General features: G+C 41.2%; 16 protein-coding genes. 13 read left to right on the top strand and 3 right to left on the bottom strand.

Translation table 11 applies throughout. The features are described 5' to 3' along the window. The first annotated feature begins 27 nt into the window (after window positions 1–27). The 6 genes from ubiE (at window position 28) to tatC (ending at window position 4,631) form a co-directional block, all read left to right on the top strand. Window positions 28–810: a bifunctional demethylmenaquinone methyltransferase/2-methoxy-6-polyprenyl-1,4-benzoquinol methylase UbiE gene (ubiE, locus tag ACE3G9_RS14985; RefSeq protein WP_417881432.1), complete on the top strand. Its 783-nt coding sequence runs from the start codon at window positions 28–30 to the stop codon at window positions 808–810. 9 nt (window positions 811–819) lie between these two features. Continuing rightward, the gene (locus tag ACE3G9_RS14980) at window positions 820–1,425 is read left to right on the top strand and encodes a ubiquinone biosynthesis accessory factor UbiJ (protein WP_417881431.1); all 606 of its coding nucleotides are present in this window, start codon (window positions 820–822) and stop codon (window positions 1,423–1,425) included. Next, complete coding sequence (ubiB, locus tag ACE3G9_RS14975) at window positions 1,422–3,065, top strand: ubiquinone biosynthesis regulatory protein kinase UbiB (protein WP_449219564.1); 1,644 nt, start codon at window positions 1,422–1,424, stop codon at window positions 3,063–3,065. Before ACE3G9_RS14980 ends, ubiB begins: the two co-directional genes overlap by 4 nt. Window positions 3,066–3,122: 57 nt before the next feature. After that, complete coding sequence (gene tatA, locus ACE3G9_RS14970) at window positions 3,123–3,377, top strand: Sec-independent protein translocase subunit TatA (protein ID WP_417881429.1); 255 nt, start codon at window positions 3,123–3,125, stop codon at window positions 3,375–3,377. Window positions 3,378–3,380: 3 nt separating this feature from the next. Continuing rightward, window positions 3,381–3,803, top strand: coding sequence for a Sec-independent protein translocase protein TatB (tatB, locus tag ACE3G9_RS14965; protein ID WP_417881428.1), 423 nt, complete (start codon window positions 3,381–3,383; stop codon window positions 3,801–3,803). Between the two features lie 66 nt (window positions 3,804–3,869). Continuing rightward, window positions 3,870–4,631, top strand: coding sequence for a twin-arginine translocase subunit TatC (tatC, locus tag ACE3G9_RS14960; RefSeq protein ID WP_417881427.1), 762 nt, complete (start codon window positions 3,870–3,872; stop codon window positions 4,629–4,631). A 170-nt stretch (window positions 4,632–4,801) separates the two neighbouring features. Here the strand turns inward: tatC and ACE3G9_RS14955 are convergent, their stop codons facing one another. Further along, window positions 4,802–5,566 carry a TatD family hydrolase gene (locus tag ACE3G9_RS14955; protein ID WP_417881426.1) on the bottom strand — a complete coding sequence of 255 codons (765 nt, stop codon included), beginning with the start codon at window positions 5,564–5,566 and terminating at the stop codon, window positions 4,802–4,804. Window positions 5,567–5,757: 191 nt separating this feature from the next. On the opposite strand from ACE3G9_RS14955, the gene hemB reads away from it, so the two are divergent. Continuing rightward, on the top strand, window positions 5,758–6,795 hold the full coding sequence (gene hemB / locus ACE3G9_RS14950) for a porphobilinogen synthase (protein WP_417881425.1): 1,038 nt from the start codon (window positions 5,758–5,760) through the stop codon (window positions 6,793–6,795). Window positions 6,796–6,884: 89 nt separating this feature from the next. On the opposite strand, the gene gppA is transcribed toward hemB, so the two are convergent. Both gppA and rhlB read right to left on the bottom strand, forming a co-directional pair. Beyond that, the gene (gene gppA, locus ACE3G9_RS14945) at window positions 6,885–8,378 is read right to left on the bottom strand and encodes a guanosine-5'-triphosphate,3'-diphosphate diphosphatase (RefSeq protein ID WP_417881424.1); all 1,494 of its coding nucleotides are present in this window, start codon (window positions 8,376–8,378) and stop codon (window positions 6,885–6,887) included. 14 nt (window positions 8,379–8,392) lie between these two features. Next, on the bottom strand, window positions 8,393–9,706 hold the full coding sequence (gene rhlB / locus ACE3G9_RS14940) for an ATP-dependent RNA helicase RhlB (protein WP_417881423.1): 1,314 nt from the start codon (window positions 9,704–9,706) through the stop codon (window positions 8,393–8,395). Between the two features lie 113 nt (window positions 9,707–9,819). On the opposite strand from rhlB, the gene trxA reads away from it, so the two are divergent. The 6 genes from trxA (at window position 9,820) to fre (ending at window position 15,725) form a co-directional block, all read left to right on the top strand. Further along, the gene (gene trxA / locus ACE3G9_RS14935; protein ID WP_027695437.1) at window positions 9,820–10,146 is read left to right on the top strand and encodes a thioredoxin TrxA; all 327 of its coding nucleotides are present in this window, start codon (window positions 9,820–9,822) and stop codon (window positions 10,144–10,146) included. A 207-nt stretch (window positions 10,147–10,353) separates the two neighbouring features. Further along, window positions 10,354–11,613, top strand: coding sequence for a transcription termination factor Rho (gene rho / locus ACE3G9_RS14930; RefSeq protein ID WP_237296489.1), 1,260 nt, complete (start codon window positions 10,354–10,356; stop codon window positions 11,611–11,613). A 141-nt stretch (window positions 11,614–11,754) separates the two neighbouring features. Continuing rightward, the gene (locus ACE3G9_RS14925; protein WP_417881422.1) at window positions 11,755–12,750 is read left to right on the top strand and encodes a hypothetical protein; all 996 of its coding nucleotides are present in this window, start codon (window positions 11,755–11,757) and stop codon (window positions 12,748–12,750) included. A 105-nt stretch (window positions 12,751–12,855) separates the two neighbouring features. After that, entirely contained in the window at window positions 12,856–14,730 is a 1,875-nt protein-coding gene (ubiD, locus tag ACE3G9_RS14920) for a 4-hydroxy-3-polyprenylbenzoate decarboxylase (RefSeq protein ID WP_417881421.1), read from the top strand. After that, window positions 14,730–14,999 carry a 2Fe-2S iron-sulfur cluster-binding protein gene (locus ACE3G9_RS14915; protein WP_449219571.1) on the top strand — a complete coding sequence of 90 codons (270 nt, stop codon included), beginning with the start codon at window positions 14,730–14,732 and terminating at the stop codon, window positions 14,997–14,999. Before ubiD ends, ACE3G9_RS14915 begins: the two co-directional genes overlap by 1 nt. Window positions 15,000–15,011: 12 nt before the next feature. Next, complete coding sequence (fre, locus tag ACE3G9_RS14910) at window positions 15,012–15,725, top strand: NAD(P)H-flavin reductase (RefSeq protein WP_417881419.1); 714 nt, start codon at window positions 15,012–15,014, stop codon at window positions 15,723–15,725. Window positions 15,726–16,172 lie beyond the last annotated feature (447 nt).

Here is a 16,172-nt window from a genome sequence, read left to right as displayed (position 1 = left end):
TGTGTCAACGTTGGAGTAATAGAAAACATGACAGATAAGCCAGTACATGCAGACAGTTCTGACTCGCAAACTGAAACCACGCACTTTGGGTTTTCAACCGTAGCAAAAGAGCAAAAAGTTGAAAAGGTTGCAGAAGTCTTTCATTCGGTGGCCGCTAAATACGACATCATGAATGACTTAATGTCGGGTGGCATTCACCGTTTATGGAAGCGCTTCACGATTGATTGTAGTGGTGTTCGTCCTGGACACAAGGTGCTTGATCTTGCTGGTGGTACTGGTGACCTAACCGCTAAGTTTTCACGTATAGTTGGTGATACTGGCGAAGTTATATTGGCTGATATTAATAACTCTATGCTCAATGTTGGCCGCGATAAGCTGCGTGATATCGGTATTGTCGGCAATGTTCATTACGTGCAAGCCAATGCAGAAGAGCTTCCTTTCCCTGATGATCATTTTGATTGCATTACCATCAGTTTTGGTTTACGTAATGTGACAGACAAAGACAAAGCGCTGCGCTCTATGTTCCGAGTATTAAAGCCCGGTGGTCGCTTATTGGTACTTGAGTTTTCGAAGCCGAAAGTTGAAGCATTATCGAAAGTCTACGATTTATACTCTTTCCATTTACTGCCTAAAATTGGTGAGTTTGTGGCCAATGATGCCGATAGCTACCGCTACTTAGCTGAATCCATCCGTATGCATCCAGATCAAGAAACATTAAAAGGCATGATGGAAGACGCGGGTTTTGAGCAAACTAAATACTTTAATTTGACTGGCGGTATCGTTGCCTTGCATCGCGGATATAAGTTTTAAGGAATAAGTATGCCATTTGAACCATTGGTGACAGGGATTATTGAAACCACATTAAACCGTTTAATTCTCGACGCGCCTGAACATCAAAAGCAGGTCGCTCGTTTAAAAGGTAAGGTGATCAAAGTTCATATACAAGAACTCGATCGTCAACTGATTTTTGTGTTTAGTCACCAGGTTGATGTACTTAGTCATTATGAAGCTGAGCCGGATTGTTACTTGAGTTTAAAGTTAGCAGTACTGCCTGAATTAAAAGATCAATCCAATATCACGCGTTTAATTAAGCAAGACAAGTTAGTCCTAGAAGGTGATATTCAATTAGCACAAAAGTTCTCCCAACTGATGACCGACATTAAGCCGGATCCGGAAGAGTGGCTATCTCGTGCAACTGGAGATGTTGTCGCTCATACCGTAGTGCAAGGTGCTAAGAATCAAGCTGAATGGCTTAAACAAGGATTGCAGAACCAACAAAGAAGGTTGGGTACAGTGGTTACTCAAGAGTGGAAAATTGCTCCTAATGCGCTTGAAGTTGCTTACTTCTGCGATCAAGTTGATGAGCTGGCCGGTTCAGTGTCAGTCATCGAACAACGTTTAGAGAGATTGGTGGCGAAGTTATGACGTTAGGTGAAGTAAGACGTTTATATCGCATTATCAAAATTCAATTAGAATACGGACTAGATGAACTTTTACCTGAACATCAATTGGTAAAAATGCCTCGTCGCCTGATTAAACTTTTATTCTGGATCCGTAAAAAACATCAAGATAAAGAAGTGGGTCAACGCTTGCGACTCGCTTTACAAGAATTAGGTCCGGTTTGGATCAAGTTCGGCCAAATGATGTCGACTCGCCGTGATTTATTTCCTGATTACATCGCCGATCCTTTAGCCTTATTACAAGATAAAGTGAACCCATTTGATGGTGAATTGGCGAAGCAACAGATTGAAAAGTCATTGGGTGGACCATTAGAGCAATGGTTTGATGATTTTGATATTACGCCGCTTGCTTCTGCATCGATTGCCCAAGTGCATACCGCGAAGGTAAAAGAGACTGGCCAAGAAGTCGTTCTTAAGGTTATTCGCCCCGATATTCGCCCGGTTATCGAAGCAGACTTAAAATTGATGTACCGCATGGCGAGAATTGTTGCTCGATTTATGCCAGATGCACGTCGATTAAAACCGGTTGAAGTAGTTGAAGAATACGAAAGAACCTTGCTCAGTGAGCTAGACCTGCGTATGGAAGCGGCCAATGCATTGCAGCTGCGCCGTAATTTTTCCGACAGTAAAGATCTCTATGTTCCGGATGTATTAATGGACTTTAGCTCTGAGAATTTAATGGTCTCTGAGCGAATTTATGGTATCCAAGTGTCGGATCTCGATGGACTAGCCAAAAACGGCACCAACATGAAACTTCTTGCCGAGAAAGGCGTAAGTGTCTTTTTTACTCAGGTGTTTCGTGACAGCTTTTTTCATGCTGATATGCATCCAGGTAATGTGTTTGTTTCTTGGGAGACACCGGAAGATCCCTTGTGGATTGGTTTAGACTGCGGGATTGTCGGCACGCTCAATAATGAAGATAAGCGTTATTTAGCCGAAAACTTTTTAGCCTTCTTTAACCGAGACTACCGACGCGTGGCTGAATTGCATGTTGATTCTGGGTGGGTGCCTGCCGATACTAATCTTATTGATTTTGAAGCAGCTATTCGGACCGTGTGTGAGCCTATTTTCGCTAAACCATTATGCGACATCTCCTTTGGTCATGTATTGCTAAACTTATTCAATACAGCACGTCGATTTAATATGGAGGTGCAGCCACAATTAGTACTTCTACAAAAGACATTACTTTATATCGAAGGACTAGGTCGTCAACTATACCCACAACTTGATTTGTGGCAAACCGCCAAGCCTTTCTTAGAGAAATGGATGATGGAGCAAGTAGGGCCGAAAGCAATATTGAATGCAGTGAAAGACAAAGCACCACTATGGGCAGAAAAATTACCTGAGTTGCCAGAGTTACTCTACGAAACTTTAAAACGTGGGCGTGACTTAGATCAAAATGTAGCACGTTACTTTGCCCTATATTCGGCGAGTAAGCGAAAACAGACGACAAGTAAGTTTTTATTTGGCATTGGCGCGACATTAGTCGTATGCTCTGCCATATTGCAGTTAAGTGTAACGGATTGGCATCATCAATTGTCTGGTGGGTTTGTTATTGTGGGAGCTATATTTTGGCTCGCGAGTTGGCGAATCTACCGTAATTAAATCGTAAATTTGGCACATTAGTATGTGTTTCTTTTTATTTGACCCGAGGTAAAACAAATGGGCGGAATCAGTATTTGGCAACTTTTGATTATTGCAGTCATCGTTGTGTTGTTATTTGGTACTAAAAAACTACGTGGTATTGGTGGTGATTTAGGCTCTGCGGTAAAAGGCTTTAAAAAAGCGATGAGCGAAGAAGATGCAGAGAAAAAAACTGAATCAAAAGATGCGGATTTTGAAGCGAAATCGCTTGATCAAAACAAAGTGGATGCAAGTGTAGAAACTGACACTAAAAAAGAAAAAGAGCAGGGCTAATCTGTGTTTGATATCGGTTTTTGGGAGCTGGTATTAATATCGGTTGTCGCACTTGTTGTTTTAGGACCAGAGCGTTTACCGGTCGCGATACGTAGTGTGAGCAAGTTTGTTCACACTGCAAAAACGATGGCGAACAATGTGAAAGATGAATTATCCCAAGAGCTCAAAATACAAGAGCTGCAAGATAATTTACGTAAGGCTGAAAATATGGGGATGAAAGATCTCTCTCCGGAGCTGCAATCTTCTATTGAAGAGCTAAAAAAAGCCGCTCAAGATGTGCAGCGACCTTACGCTAAAGAATCTGAACCTACCTCTACTACAACGCCTTCTAGTTCGACAGATGAATATCTATCGGAAGAGAATCGCATCATGAAAGATGTAAGTTCTATCGATGAGAATAAAACATCTGACGACAAAAAAGCTTAACTCCCTGTTTTTCTTTGCTACTCACTGGTTATCTTCAGTGAGTTAGCGTGTTATCAAGAGGTTCACATGTCCACTCAAGAACAAACTCAGCCATTAATTTCCCACCTGATTGAGCTGAGAAACCGAATCTTAAAAGCGATTGCATCTGTTTTAGTGGTCTTTGTTGGTCTGGTTTGGTTTTCTAGTAATATCTATGAATTTGTTTCCGCACCATTAATTGATCGCTTGCCTGAAGGCGCAAGTATGATCGCAACCGATGTTGCTTCGCCATTTTTTACACCACTTAAACTTACCTTGGTCGCTTCAGTATTCGTTGCTGTACCTTTGGTACTTTATCAAATATGGGCGTTTGTTGCGCCAGGCTTATATAAGCACGAGCGTCGCTTGATCGCGCCATTACTCTTTTCTAGCTCTTTGCTGTTCTATGCTGGTGTTGCGTTTGCTTACTTTGTGGTTTTCCCACTGATCTTTGGGTTCTTTACCGCGATTTCATTGGGTGGTGTCGAGTTTGCTACCGATATATCCAGTTATCTAGATTTCGTCCTTTCGCTATTCATGGCATTTGGTATTGCTTTTGAAGTGCCAGTTGCGATTATTTTGTTGTGCTGGACTGGCGCGACAGATGCAAAATCTTTGGCTCAGAAAAGACCGTATATTATCGTGGTGGCTTTCGTTGTTGGGATGCTATTGACACCACCGGATATGGTGTCGCAAACCTTACTCGCGGTGCCGATGTGTATTTTGTTTGAGATTGGTTTATTTTTTTCGCGTTTCTATACCAAGCGTGGTGAGTCGGATGAAAACCAAAATGATAACGATGACGGTTAAGTGGAACTCTAAACCTTATACCAATCGTACTAATTATCTGTTCATCTAATTAGTGTGATTGGTATTATCGCTAAGATCGAAAAACGCAACCAATTATTTTTATGATAAAGGTGGCTGCGTTTTTTATGGTTTCATGTGAAACATTTTAGTATCAATCGATGATGCGATTGCTATTTTAGTTTAAATAAGGTTCCAGTATTACGATCGGTAATATCACACACTTGCGAGACCGGCATCTCTTTTAAGTCCGCAATACGTTGTGCTACTAATTGCATAAACGACGGTTCATTTCGCTTACCACGATGCGGGGTTGGTGCTAAATAAGGGCAGTCTGTTTCCAAAAGAAGGTAATCAAGATTAAGCTCAGGGATAACTTTATCCATCCCTCCATTTTTGAAAGTAGATACGCCACCAATCCCTAAATGGAAACCGAGGTCGTTAATCGCGTTGGCTTGTTCGACTGAGCCACCAAAGCAATGAAAGACACCCGTTAATGTGCCATCTTGTTCTTGAGATAAAATACGTAGTGTTTGGTCGATGGAATCTCGAGTATGGATCACTACCGGTAATTTTAGTTCCTTAGCCCATTTTAACTGTTCGCGAAAGGCGAATTCTTGTTCCGCTTGGAAGGTTTTATCCCAATACAAATCAATACCAATTTCACCTACTGCAATAAACTTGTGTTTATCAAACCATGCTTTAATCGTCGCTAAATCTTGTTCAATATTGTTATTTACGTAACAAGGGTGTAATCCCATCATTGAATGACAAGTGTCTGGATAGGCGGCTTCCGTTGCGAGCATAGGCTCAATTGAATTCAAATCAATATTTGGCAGTAAAATTTTCTTTATGCCGATATCTTTAGCGCGTTGAACGACGTCATCACGGTCTTGATCAAATTCTTCGGCATAAATGTGCGCATGGCTATCTATCATAAAAAACTCATAGTTGGAGAATACTCACTTAGTATATACCTAAGTGACTGGGGCATAAATGACACAGTAGTTAAGATCACATCCGGTTATGAATTCATAAGGGATTGAGACATTCTTTGCTTTCATGGCATGGCGAGGGTGATATGATGGAGATAGCAAAGTTATAGAACCTATCAGTAAGGAGAGTAAAGGTGTCAGTATCTATTCAAGGTCAATTCCCTGGTCGTCGTTTACGTCGTATCCGTAAGCATGATTTCAGTCGTCGCTTAGTCGCTGAGAATAAAGTATCAGTCAATGACCTGATCTATCCGATGTTTGTATTGATGGGGAAAAACCGTCGTGAAGCGGTAGAATCCATGCCAGGAGTTGAACGACTATCCATTGATTTATTATTGGAAGAGGCCGACTATCTCGCCAAATTAGGTGTGCCTGCGATTGCGCTATTTCCTGTCGTGAATCAGGACGCTAAATCATTATGTGCAGCTGAAGCTCATAACCCGGAAGGATTAGTGCAACGTGCGGTACGCGCATTAAAAGAGCATGTGCCAGATATTGGTGTGATCACTGATGTTGCGCTCGACCCATACACGACCCATGGCCAAGATGGCATTATCGATAAAGATGGTTATGTGCTTAATGAAGAAACCACAGAAGTGTTAGTTAAGCAGGCATTGTCGCATGCGGCAGCGGGGGCGGATGTAGTCGCGCCATCGGATATGATGGATGGACGTATTGGTAAAATCCGTGAAGCGCTGGAAAAATCCGGCCATATTCATACGCAAATTATGGCGTATTCTGCTAAGTATGCTTCTAATTACTATGGCCCGTTCCGCGATGCTGTCGGCTCTACCAGTAACTTGAAAGGCGCAGATAAGAAAAACTACCAGATGGATCCGGCTAACAGTGATGAAGCGTTGCATGAAGTGGCGATGGATATTAATGAAGGTGCCGACATGGTGATGGTGAAACCTGGCATGCCATACCTAGATGTAGTTCGCCGAGTAAAAACTGAGCTTCAAGTACCGACGTTTGCTTATCAAGTATCTGGTGAGTATGCGATGCATAAAGCGGCGATTCAAAATGGTTGGTTAAAAGAAAAAGAAACGGTGATGGAATCTCTATTGTGTTTTAAGCGTGCAGGTGCCGATGGTATTTTGACTTATTTTGCTAAAGATGTCGCTGAATGGTTAGCGCAAGATAATATCTCTGCCGATCAAGTCGAAGATTAGCCTTGGCGGTAGTCGTTACAATTAAATAAAAAATGGGAGCCTGAAAATAGACTCCCATTTTTATAGAAAGAATTTTGTTGTGGAGAGTTTTACAAGCTAGTAATGGTTAATGGCCAGCCAATATCTGTTTGGCGGTTAGCTTCAATTTCTAGTTCAGTTTGAGTTAATGGATTGTTTTTCAACCAGTCGCTGTCCATTGCTAGAGTCAAATGATCATCTTGAGCAGTTAGTGCAAATTTAGGTTGAATCTGAGTGCTTCTACGGTGTGTGAGTAGAACCGATAAGCGTAGCAGGCGTAGTAGGCGCTTACTGCTTTGCCCTGATAGCGCATGTTGCTCTGGTAGAGATGATAGCGAATCACGGTAGCGTCTTACTAGTTCAGCAAGAAAGTGTTTTTGTGCACGAGTAAAACCGGGAAGGTTGAGGTGTTGGAGTAGATAGGCACCGTGTTCTCCGCCTTTTTTGAAATCAATGCTTAAACCGATCTCATGTAATTCTGCTGCAGAATGTAATAAAAATTCTGCTTGGGCTTCTGGGATCCATTGCTGATGGCCACATTGCTGCAGCAATTGCATTGCGACATCCGCCACTTGAACACCATATTGAACATCAACCTGGTAACGCTGTTGCACGCTGGAAATCGTGCGTTGACGAATATTAGATTGGCGCATTTCACCGATCATTTCATAAGCTAACCCTTCACGTAATGCGCCGCCCGCTAATGTCATCGATTCAATATTTAAGCTTTCAAATATTGCGATTAAGATTGATAAGCCACTAGGGAAAACTAAAGCACGCTCTAGTGTTAAGCCATCAATTTCTAGCTCTTCTAAATGAGAAGCCATCATGGCTTGTTTCTGTAGTCGCTTTAATTTAGCTAAGGTAATGATCTCATCCATACCTTGAGCCAACATGATCTCTTGCAGTGCTTGAACCGTACCGCTCGCACCAACACAAACATCCCAACCTAGAGTGGTGTATTTCTGCAAAATTGGTTCTAGAGTAGATTTTGCCGCCAAAATAGCTTGTTCAAAATTTTGTTGAGTTAATTGGCGATCGTGAAAGTAGTGATCCAGCCAGGTAACACAGCCCATTGGTAGACTCACTAGAGCTTTAGCATCAAACTCACGACCAATAATGAGTTCAGTACTGGCGCCACCAATATCGACCACCAAACGATGACCTAGCCCACCAGAAGTATGCGCTACACCTTTATATATAGTCGCCGCTTCTTCTTCTCCTGAAATGATTGCAACAGGGTGGCCTAGAATTTGATTCGCTTTTTTGACAAACACATCAACATTAGTTGCTGAGCGAAGAGCTGCAGTCCCTACAATACGAATATTATTGGTTGGAATATCTTGCAAACGCTCAGCAAATAAGCTTAAACAGTCCCATCCTCTTTGCATGGCTTCTTGACTTAACTGATTATTTTGATCTAATCCATTAGCCAAGCGAACTTTACGTTTGATTTTTGCCATGGTTTGCACGCAACCATCAATATGACGGGTGACTAACATATGGAAGCTATTAGAGCCTAAATCAATCACAGCATATAAAGGGGATGAAACTGCATTACTCATAAATCAATCATACCTTAGCTAGGGTTACGCGGTTGACGCGGGCGACGAGTATTATTGCGAGAACCATTATTACGGTTTGAATTACGAGAGCCACCGGTATTGGTTCTACGGTTAGTTTGCGGACGGCGTTGTAAACGTATTGGTGGTGGTAAATCGGTTAACAGTGCTTCTGCGTCGTATTCCGACATAGGAATTGTGTGTTCAATATATTCTTCAATTCCTGGTAGGTTTACCGCATATTGTTCACAGGCAAAGCTGATTGATTTGCCGCTTGCGCCTGCACGACCAGTACGACCGATACGGTGTACATAATCTTCACAATCATCAGGTAGATCAAAGTTATACACGTGAGTCACTGCTGGGATGTGCAGACCACGAGCAGCAACATCGGTTGCAACTAGGAAATCCACGTCACCGCGAGTAAATTCTTCTAGAATACGTTCACGTTTTTTCTGAGGAACATCACCTGTTAATAAGCCTACACGATGCCCATCTGCCGCTAAGCTACCCCAAACGGCTTCACATTTATGTTTAGTATTCGCAAAAATAATCGCACGTTCGGGCCAATCTTCTTCGATAAGCGTTTGTAGCAGCGCCATTTTATGTTCGTTGGAAGGGTAGAATAATTCTTCTTTAATACGATGGCCGGTTTTTTGTTCGGCTTCGACGACCACATGTTCTGGGTTATGCATATGCTCAAATGCTAATTCTTGCACTCGGTAAGATAGCGTGGCAGAAAACAGCATGTTTAGGCGATCACTTGGCTCTGGCATACGACGGAATAAAAAGCGAATGTCCTTAATAAAGCCTAAATCGAACATGCGATCGGCTTCATCCAGTACCACTGCTTGAATGCTATTTAAGCTAAATACTTTTTGCTTGTAGAAATCAATGATTCGGCCACAAGTACCAATCAATATATCGACGCCATTTTGTAGTTTAGCGTGCTGCTTCTCGTAACTCTCACCACCGTAAGCTAAGCCTGCTTTTAGGCCTGTGCTAGCAATTAAGCCTTCCGCATCGTTATAGATTTGGATGGCTAGCTCACGAGTAGGCGCCATAATAATCGCTCTAGGGTGTGATTTGGCACGTCCTTCTGGCTCGGCTGTTTTGAGCAAATGATTAAAAGTAGCAGTAAGAAACGCGAGCGTTTTACCTGTACCCGTTTGGGCCTGGCCTGCAATGTCTTGGCCGGTGAGCAGTACCGGCAACGCCAAGGCTTGGATAGGGGTACAGTATTCGAACCCTTTTTTTTCCAATCCTTCAATGACTTGGGGTAATAAATCCAAGTCGGCGAATTTTTGCTCTGTGATGTGTGTCTTTTTCATTACTATAGAATATCAGCTTAAGCTTGCAATACGAAAGTAAATCCATTCAAATAGGGAATCTAATTGCTGGTTATCATCCAACCAGAGCATAAAAATATATATTGGAGTGGAAGATGAGTGACAAGATTATGCAGCTTTCTGATGAAGGTTTCGAAAATGATGTAATCAAAGCTGCTGGTCCAGTTCTAGTAGATTTCTGGGCAGAATGGTGTGGTCCTTGTAAAATGATCGCCCCAATTCTTGATGAAATTGCTGATGAATATGAAGGCAAACTCACCATTGGTAAATTGAACATCGATCAAAACTCTGGCACGCCACCAAAGTTTGGTATCCGTGGTATTCCTACATTACTTCTTTTTAAAGATGGTGGTGTTGCTGCAACTAAAGTTGGTGCGTTATCAAAGACTCAATTGAAAGAGTTTTTAGATGCTAATTTATAAGCATCGATAAAATGATAAACTTAACCGCATATAAATAGCTTATAGGCGGTTTTGTTATTTTATAAAACTAGACTAGTCTTTACTTTAATGATAATTTAACGCACGTTAAATACACAAATGTTCATTTCTTGGCCGTTCCTATAGGTCAAACATATCTTATTAAACAACCAACAGAATCCTATTTTGACAAAAAAAGCATCCACCACTATGAACCTAACAGAACTGAAAAACAGACCTGTATCTGAGCTTGTCGCGCTTGGTGAAAGCCTAGGTTTGGAAAACTTAGCCCGTTTACGAAAACAAGACATCATTTTTTCCATCCTTAAAGCGCATGCCAAAGGTGGTGAAGATATTTTTGGCGATGGGGTCTTAGAGATTTTACAAGATGGTTTTGGCTTCCTACGTTCATCAGACAGCTCATATTTAGCCGGCCCTGATGATATTTATGTTTCTCCAAGTCAAATTCGTCGTTTTAATTTACGTACTGGTGACTCAGTAGCCGGAAAGATTCGACCACCAAAAGATGGTGAACGTTACTTTGCTCTCCTTAAAGTCAACACCGTTAACCATGATCGTCCTGATAACGCCCGCAATAAAATCCTTTTCGAAAACTTAACCCCTTTACATGCGAATGAACGCATGGTGATGGAGCGTGGTAATGGTTCAACGGAAGATATTACGGCTCGTGTTTTAGATTTAGCATCTCCAATTGGTAAAGGTCAACGTGGCCTGATTGTTGCTCCGCCAAAAGCGGGTAAGACGATGCTGCTGCAAAATATTGCACAAAGTATTGCCCACAATCATCCTGAGTGTGAGTTGATGGTATTACTTATCGATGAGCGTCCTGAAGAAGTAACCGAAATGCAGCGCTTAGTAAAAGGTGAAGTGATTGCTTCGACTTTTGATGAGCCAGCATCTCGTCACGTTCAAGTGGCTGAAATGGTGATTGAAAAAGCCAAGCGTCTAGTTGAGCATAAAAAAGATGTCATTATTCTGCTTGATTCGATTACTCGTCTAGCGCGTGCCTATAACACGGTTGTCCCTTCATCAGGTAAAATTCTGACGGGTGGTGTGGATGCCAATGCACTACACCGTCCTAAGCGTTTCTTCGGTGCGGCTCGTAATGTTGAAGAAGGTGGTAGTTTAACGATTATCGCAACAGCATTAGTTGATACTGGCTCTAAAATGGATGAAGTTATCTACGAAGAATTTAAAGGTACAGGTAACATGGAATTACACCTAAACCGTAAGATTGCGGAAAAACGTGTCTTCCCAGCTATCGATTTTAACCGTTCAGGTACTCGTCGTGAAGAATTGCTAACTAAATCGGATGAACTACAAAAAATGTGGATCCTACGTAAAATTGTTCACCCTATGAGTGAAACAGATGCAATGGAATTCCTGATTGATAAATTGGCAATGACCAAAACCAATAATGAATTTTTTGACGCGATGCGCCGTCAGTAAATTCTGAGTTTGTCGTTGATCTACGAATAAAGACTATCACCGCTCACATTGGGCGGTGATTTTTATTGTCTAAAAGATAATTTACTTGCACCATATTGATAGAGGTTAGGATGACCTCGATTTTCAATACAGGAAAACAAAATGCGACATCGGATGTTAGCGATTATTTTTCTGCTGAATATTGTGCTTAATGGGCAATGGGTACAAGCAAGTGAGATGACTCACAATGAAGTCACATCTTGGTTAACTAACCCTAAGGTTCAATCTTCGGTAGAGCAGATCTATCAATTAGCTTTGCAAGACCAAGTTCCCGAAATCCAAACGTCATTGGATAGTATGCCTATGCCTAGGCAAGAAGTGGTGCGCTACCTCTTTTTAAAAAAATTAGAAGACACGCGCTTGGTGCTGAGTCCTCGCTTGGCTATTTTCATTCAATCTCACCAAACTCGTCAGCCACTCTACCAATATTCAGAATCTGGTGAGGGTTATAGTGTAACGCTTCCAGCTTTTAATGCTTCGTTGGTGGCCAACCGTTTAATTAATCATTGGAAACAAGATCAAACTACCCTCGATTTTATTATTGGAGCTGAAAATAACCAATTGCAACTCTCCAATTGGCTGAAAGGTGACGATTATCAAGTGAGACAAAAAGAAGCACTATTTATCAGTGAGGCCGATAGTCTTTCTCCTCAAGCTTTACAGTTTCTCTCCAATCAATTGGTTGGTAATAGTCTAAAGTGGCTACCCACAACGCCGATTATTATTAAATTGGCTCAATTAACTAAGGATGAACGGCTTTATAATTTACTGTGGAAAATGAAAGGTGATGATCATAGCTTTAAGGAAATTCAACGCTTAGCTCAACAAGCGGATCCATTTTCATTGCAGCAAGTTATGAATGCGACGCACAACCCAGCGATAAAACCCATTGCGTTAAAACAACTCACTAACATGAAGTTAATGCCTGAAAGTGTGCAAACTTTTCTTATTGAACGGTTGAATCATTCAGGTGATGGTTTATTGGTGGCACAAACGCTATCTGAAAGTGAGCACTATGACTGGTTGGTCTCATTGCTTAAATCTGGGCAAGTGAGTCAATCACAAGCATTACTCAAATCAATCGCTGCGATAGAATAGCCATAAATTTAATGATAATGATTGTGATTTTACTTTGAGAGCTCATGCATATTGTCTTTGTTGTGTATATAATGTCCGCCATCGCATGCAGCCAGTGGAAAGGTTATGAGTTTTAAAGATTTACGTGACTTCATTGAGCATTTGGAAACGAATGGCTTACTCAAGCGAATTTCTCATCCTGTTGATCCTCATTATGAAATGACAGAAATCAGTGATCGTACTTTACGAGCTGGTGGCCCTGCCTTGTTATTTGAAAACCCTATTGGTTACGACATGCCAGTATTGACTAACTTGTTTGGCACCGCTGAACGTGTGGCAATCGGTATGGGAAGAACAGACGTTAATGAATTACGTGAAGTGGGTAAATTGCTCGCTTTCTTAAAAGAACCTGAGCCACCAAAGGGCTTTAAAGATGCTTTTTCAAAACTGCCGTTATTTAAACAAGTATTAAATATGCCGGTAAAAAGGTTGCGAACGGCTGCTTGCCAAAAAATTGTCTGGCAGGGCGATCAGGTTGATCTCGATAAAATTCCAGTAATGAGCTGTTGGTCTGGTGATGTTGCTCCGCTATTAACTTGGGGCTTAACCATCACGAAAGGTCCAAATAAAAAGCGTCAAAATCTAGGCATTTATCGTCAGCAAAAAATTGCCAAGAATAAAATTATCATGCGCTGGTTAGCTCATCGAGGCGGAGCGCTAGACTTACGTGATTGGATGGAAAAATATCCGGGAAAACCTTTCCCTGTCTCGGTTGCATTTGGTTCTGATCCCGCGACAGTACTAGGTGCGGTCACGCCTGTACCAGATACTTTGTCTGAATATGCTTTTGCAGGATTACTTAGAGGAAGTAAAACAGAGGTAATAAAGTCACTGACTAATGATCTTGATATTCCAGCGAGTGCAGAGTTGGTACTTGAAGGTTATATCGACCCGCAAGAATTTGCTGATGAAGGTCCTTACGGCGATCATACTGGTTATTATAACGAACCAGAAAAGCATCATGTGTTTACTATTACTCATATTACGATGCGTGAAGATGCGATTTATCATAGTACTTATACTGGGCGTCCACCGGATGAACCTGCGGTATTAGGCGTAGCATTAAATGAAGTTTTTGTGCCTATTCTTCAAAAACAATTTCCTGAAATTATCGATTTTTATTTACCGCCGGAAGGCTGTTCATATCGCATGGCTGTGGTGACGATGAAGAAACAATATCCTGGTCATGCCAAAAGAGTCATGATGGGGGTGTGGTCTTTTCTGCGTCAGTTTATGTACACCAAGTATGTTTTAGTGTGTGATGAAGACATTAATGCTCGAGAGTGGAGTAGTGTGGCGCAAGCGATGGTTGAAAATATGCAACCGCAAAGGGATACTTTGTTTATCGATAATACTCCGATTGATTCTCTTGATTTTGCTTCGCCAATTGTTGGCTTGGGATCAAAAATGGGAATGGACATTACCAAGAAGTGGCCAACTGAAATAGAAGCCGATAAGTCGAATAATGCGCTAAATAATACGGGTTTGCTGAAATTAACTCAAGATGATGTAGCGAATCTATATCAGCAGATACCAGAAATCACCAATTTACATTTCCCTATCCAAGATAATTCTTATCAAATGATGATAGTCAAAATGGAAAAGAGCCAAACTGGCCAGGGATTTGCTCTCATCAATAAATTACAAGATCTTTTGCAAGAGAAGATCGATCTTAAATTTGTCATTATTTGTGATGGTGATGTTGATATCTCTGATTGGAATGATGTGATATGGGCGATCACCACTCGTATGGATCCTTCACGAGATACGCTAATGTTAAATAGAGAGAAAGGATCGATGATGGGACTTGATGCCACTAATAAGTTTGCTGATGAAGTGACAAGAGAGTGGGGAACGCCAATTATTAAAGATTCTCAATTGGTGAAAAGAATAGACAGTATCTGGAATGATCTAGGTATCATTATCCCAGATGACTTATGATGACTTATAAGGTAATAATTAAACCTAGCAATATAGAGTTTACCTGTGATTCAGGGCAAACCATATTATCTGCCGCAATAGAGCGAGGCATCATGCTACCGTTTAGATGTAAAGTTGGAGCATGTATGGCTTGTCTCTGTAAAAAGATCGAAGGTGAAGTGGAATATCAATTGCAACCTATGCTGACAAATCAAGAAAGGCAGCAGGGTTGGATATTCCCATGCCAAGCATACGCAAAGAGTCACTTAATTTTGACATTTGAAGAGTGACAAGAGGAAATCATGACCATTGAATGTAAAGTAAAGTCCATCGAACCATTAGCAAGTAACACATTTCGTATTTTATTACATCCGGAAGCGCCAGTGTCGTTTAAAGCTGGACAATACCTTATGGTAGTGATGGGCGAAAAAGACAAGCGATCATTTTCAATTGCCAATAGCCCTTGTCGACATTCTGGAGAGTTAGAATTACATATCGGCGCTGCAGAACATAATGCTTATGCCATCGAAGTTGTAGAGGCAATGAATCAAGCTTATGCGGATGGCAGTAATATTCAAATTGATGCCCCACATGGGGATGCCTGGTTACAAGAAGATCAAGAACGCTCTCTATTATTGATTGCTGGTGGCACTGGCTTTAGTTATGTACGTTCAATCCTAGATCATTGCATTAGCCAAAAGAAAACTCAGCCAATCTATTTATATTGGGGAGGAAAAGATAGTAGTCAGCTATATGCTATGCAAGAATTAAAAGAAATCGCCCAGCAAACCAAGAATGTTCATTTTGTTCCAGTGATAGAGAATGAAGAGCAAGATTGGCAAGGTAAACTAGGTAATGTCCTGCAAGCGATTGAGCAAGACTTTGAATCTTTAGCCGATTTTGATATTTATATCGCAGGCCGATTTGAAATGGCAGGGGCGGCTCGAGATCAATTTGTGGATCGTAAGCAAGCACAGAGAAATCGTATGTTTGCTGATGCATATGCTTTCATATAGAAGAAAAGTGTCAATTAGAGAGTTTTATATACAAAAAAGGGGCTTTTAGCTCCTTTTTTAATCGAACAATAAAAAAATCCAAAAAAACGCGAAAAAGATCTTGCCAACCCAAAAGATCTCCCTATAATGCGCCCTCACTGACACGGAGTACGCAGCCTAGCTGCAGCAACGAGTCAGAGGTCAAAACCTTCTCAAAAAGGTTTGCGATGATAGCCTTGAGCTAGTTTGATTTCACTTTTTAAAGTGAATAAAATAAAAGTTTTAAAAAAGTGTTTGACACGAACTTTTAAATCGTTAAAATGGCTGCCCTGTTCAACGAGACGCATTAAGCGATTTCAATAAGAACAACGCTCTTTAACAATTTAAACCTATCAATCTGTGTGGGCACTCGTTGATGATAATCAAAAAGATTTATCAATGAACTGAGTGACCAAATCGAGATTATCT

It is taken from the genome of Vibrio sp. E150_018 (genome assembly GCF_053544035.1).
This window is presented reverse-complemented; position numbering and strand designations above follow the sequence as displayed.

Bases quoted from the DNA above. Each gene is read 5' to 3' on its own strand.
- tatC (WP_417881427.1), top strand. From the start codon at position 3,870: ATGTCCACTCAAGAACAAACTCAGCCATTAATTTCCCACCTGATTGAG.
- tatA (WP_417881429.1), top strand. From the start codon at position 3,123: ATGGGCGGAATCAGTATTTGGCAACTTTTGATTATTGCAGTCATCGTT.
- ACE3G9_RS14955 (WP_417881426.1), bottom strand. From the start codon at position 5,566: ATGATAGATAGCCATGCGCACATTTATGCCGAAGAATTTGATCAAGAC.
- trxA (WP_027695437.1), top strand. From the start codon at position 9,820: ATGAGTGACAAGATTATGCAGCTTTCTGATGAAGGTTTCGAAAATGAT.
- rhlB (WP_417881423.1), bottom strand. From the start codon at position 9,706: ATGAAAAAGACACACATCACAGAGCAAAAATTCGCCGACTTGGATTTA.
- rho (WP_237296489.1), top strand. From the start codon at position 10,354: ATGAACCTAACAGAACTGAAAAACAGACCTGTATCTGAGCTTGTCGCG.
- gppA (WP_417881424.1), bottom strand. From the start codon at position 8,378: ATGAGTAATGCAGTTTCATCCCCTTTATATGCTGTGATTGATTTAGGC.
- ACE3G9_RS14915 (WP_449219571.1), top strand. From the start codon at position 14,730: ATGACTTATAAGGTAATAATTAAACCTAGCAATATAGAGTTTACCTGT.
- fre (WP_417881419.1), top strand. From the start codon at position 15,012: ATGACCATTGAATGTAAAGTAAAGTCCATCGAACCATTAGCAAGTAAC.
- ACE3G9_RS14925 (WP_417881422.1), top strand. From the start codon at position 11,755: ATGCGACATCGGATGTTAGCGATTATTTTTCTGCTGAATATTGTGCTT.
- ubiB (WP_449219564.1), top strand. From the start codon at position 1,422: ATGACGTTAGGTGAAGTAAGACGTTTATATCGCATTATCAAAATTCAA.
- ubiD (WP_417881421.1), top strand. From the start codon at position 12,856: ATGAGTTTTAAAGATTTACGTGACTTCATTGAGCATTTGGAAACGAAT.
- ubiE (WP_417881432.1), top strand. From the start codon at position 28: ATGACAGATAAGCCAGTACATGCAGACAGTTCTGACTCGCAAACTGAA.
- ACE3G9_RS14980 (WP_417881431.1), top strand. From the start codon at position 820: ATGCCATTTGAACCATTGGTGACAGGGATTATTGAAACCACATTAAAC.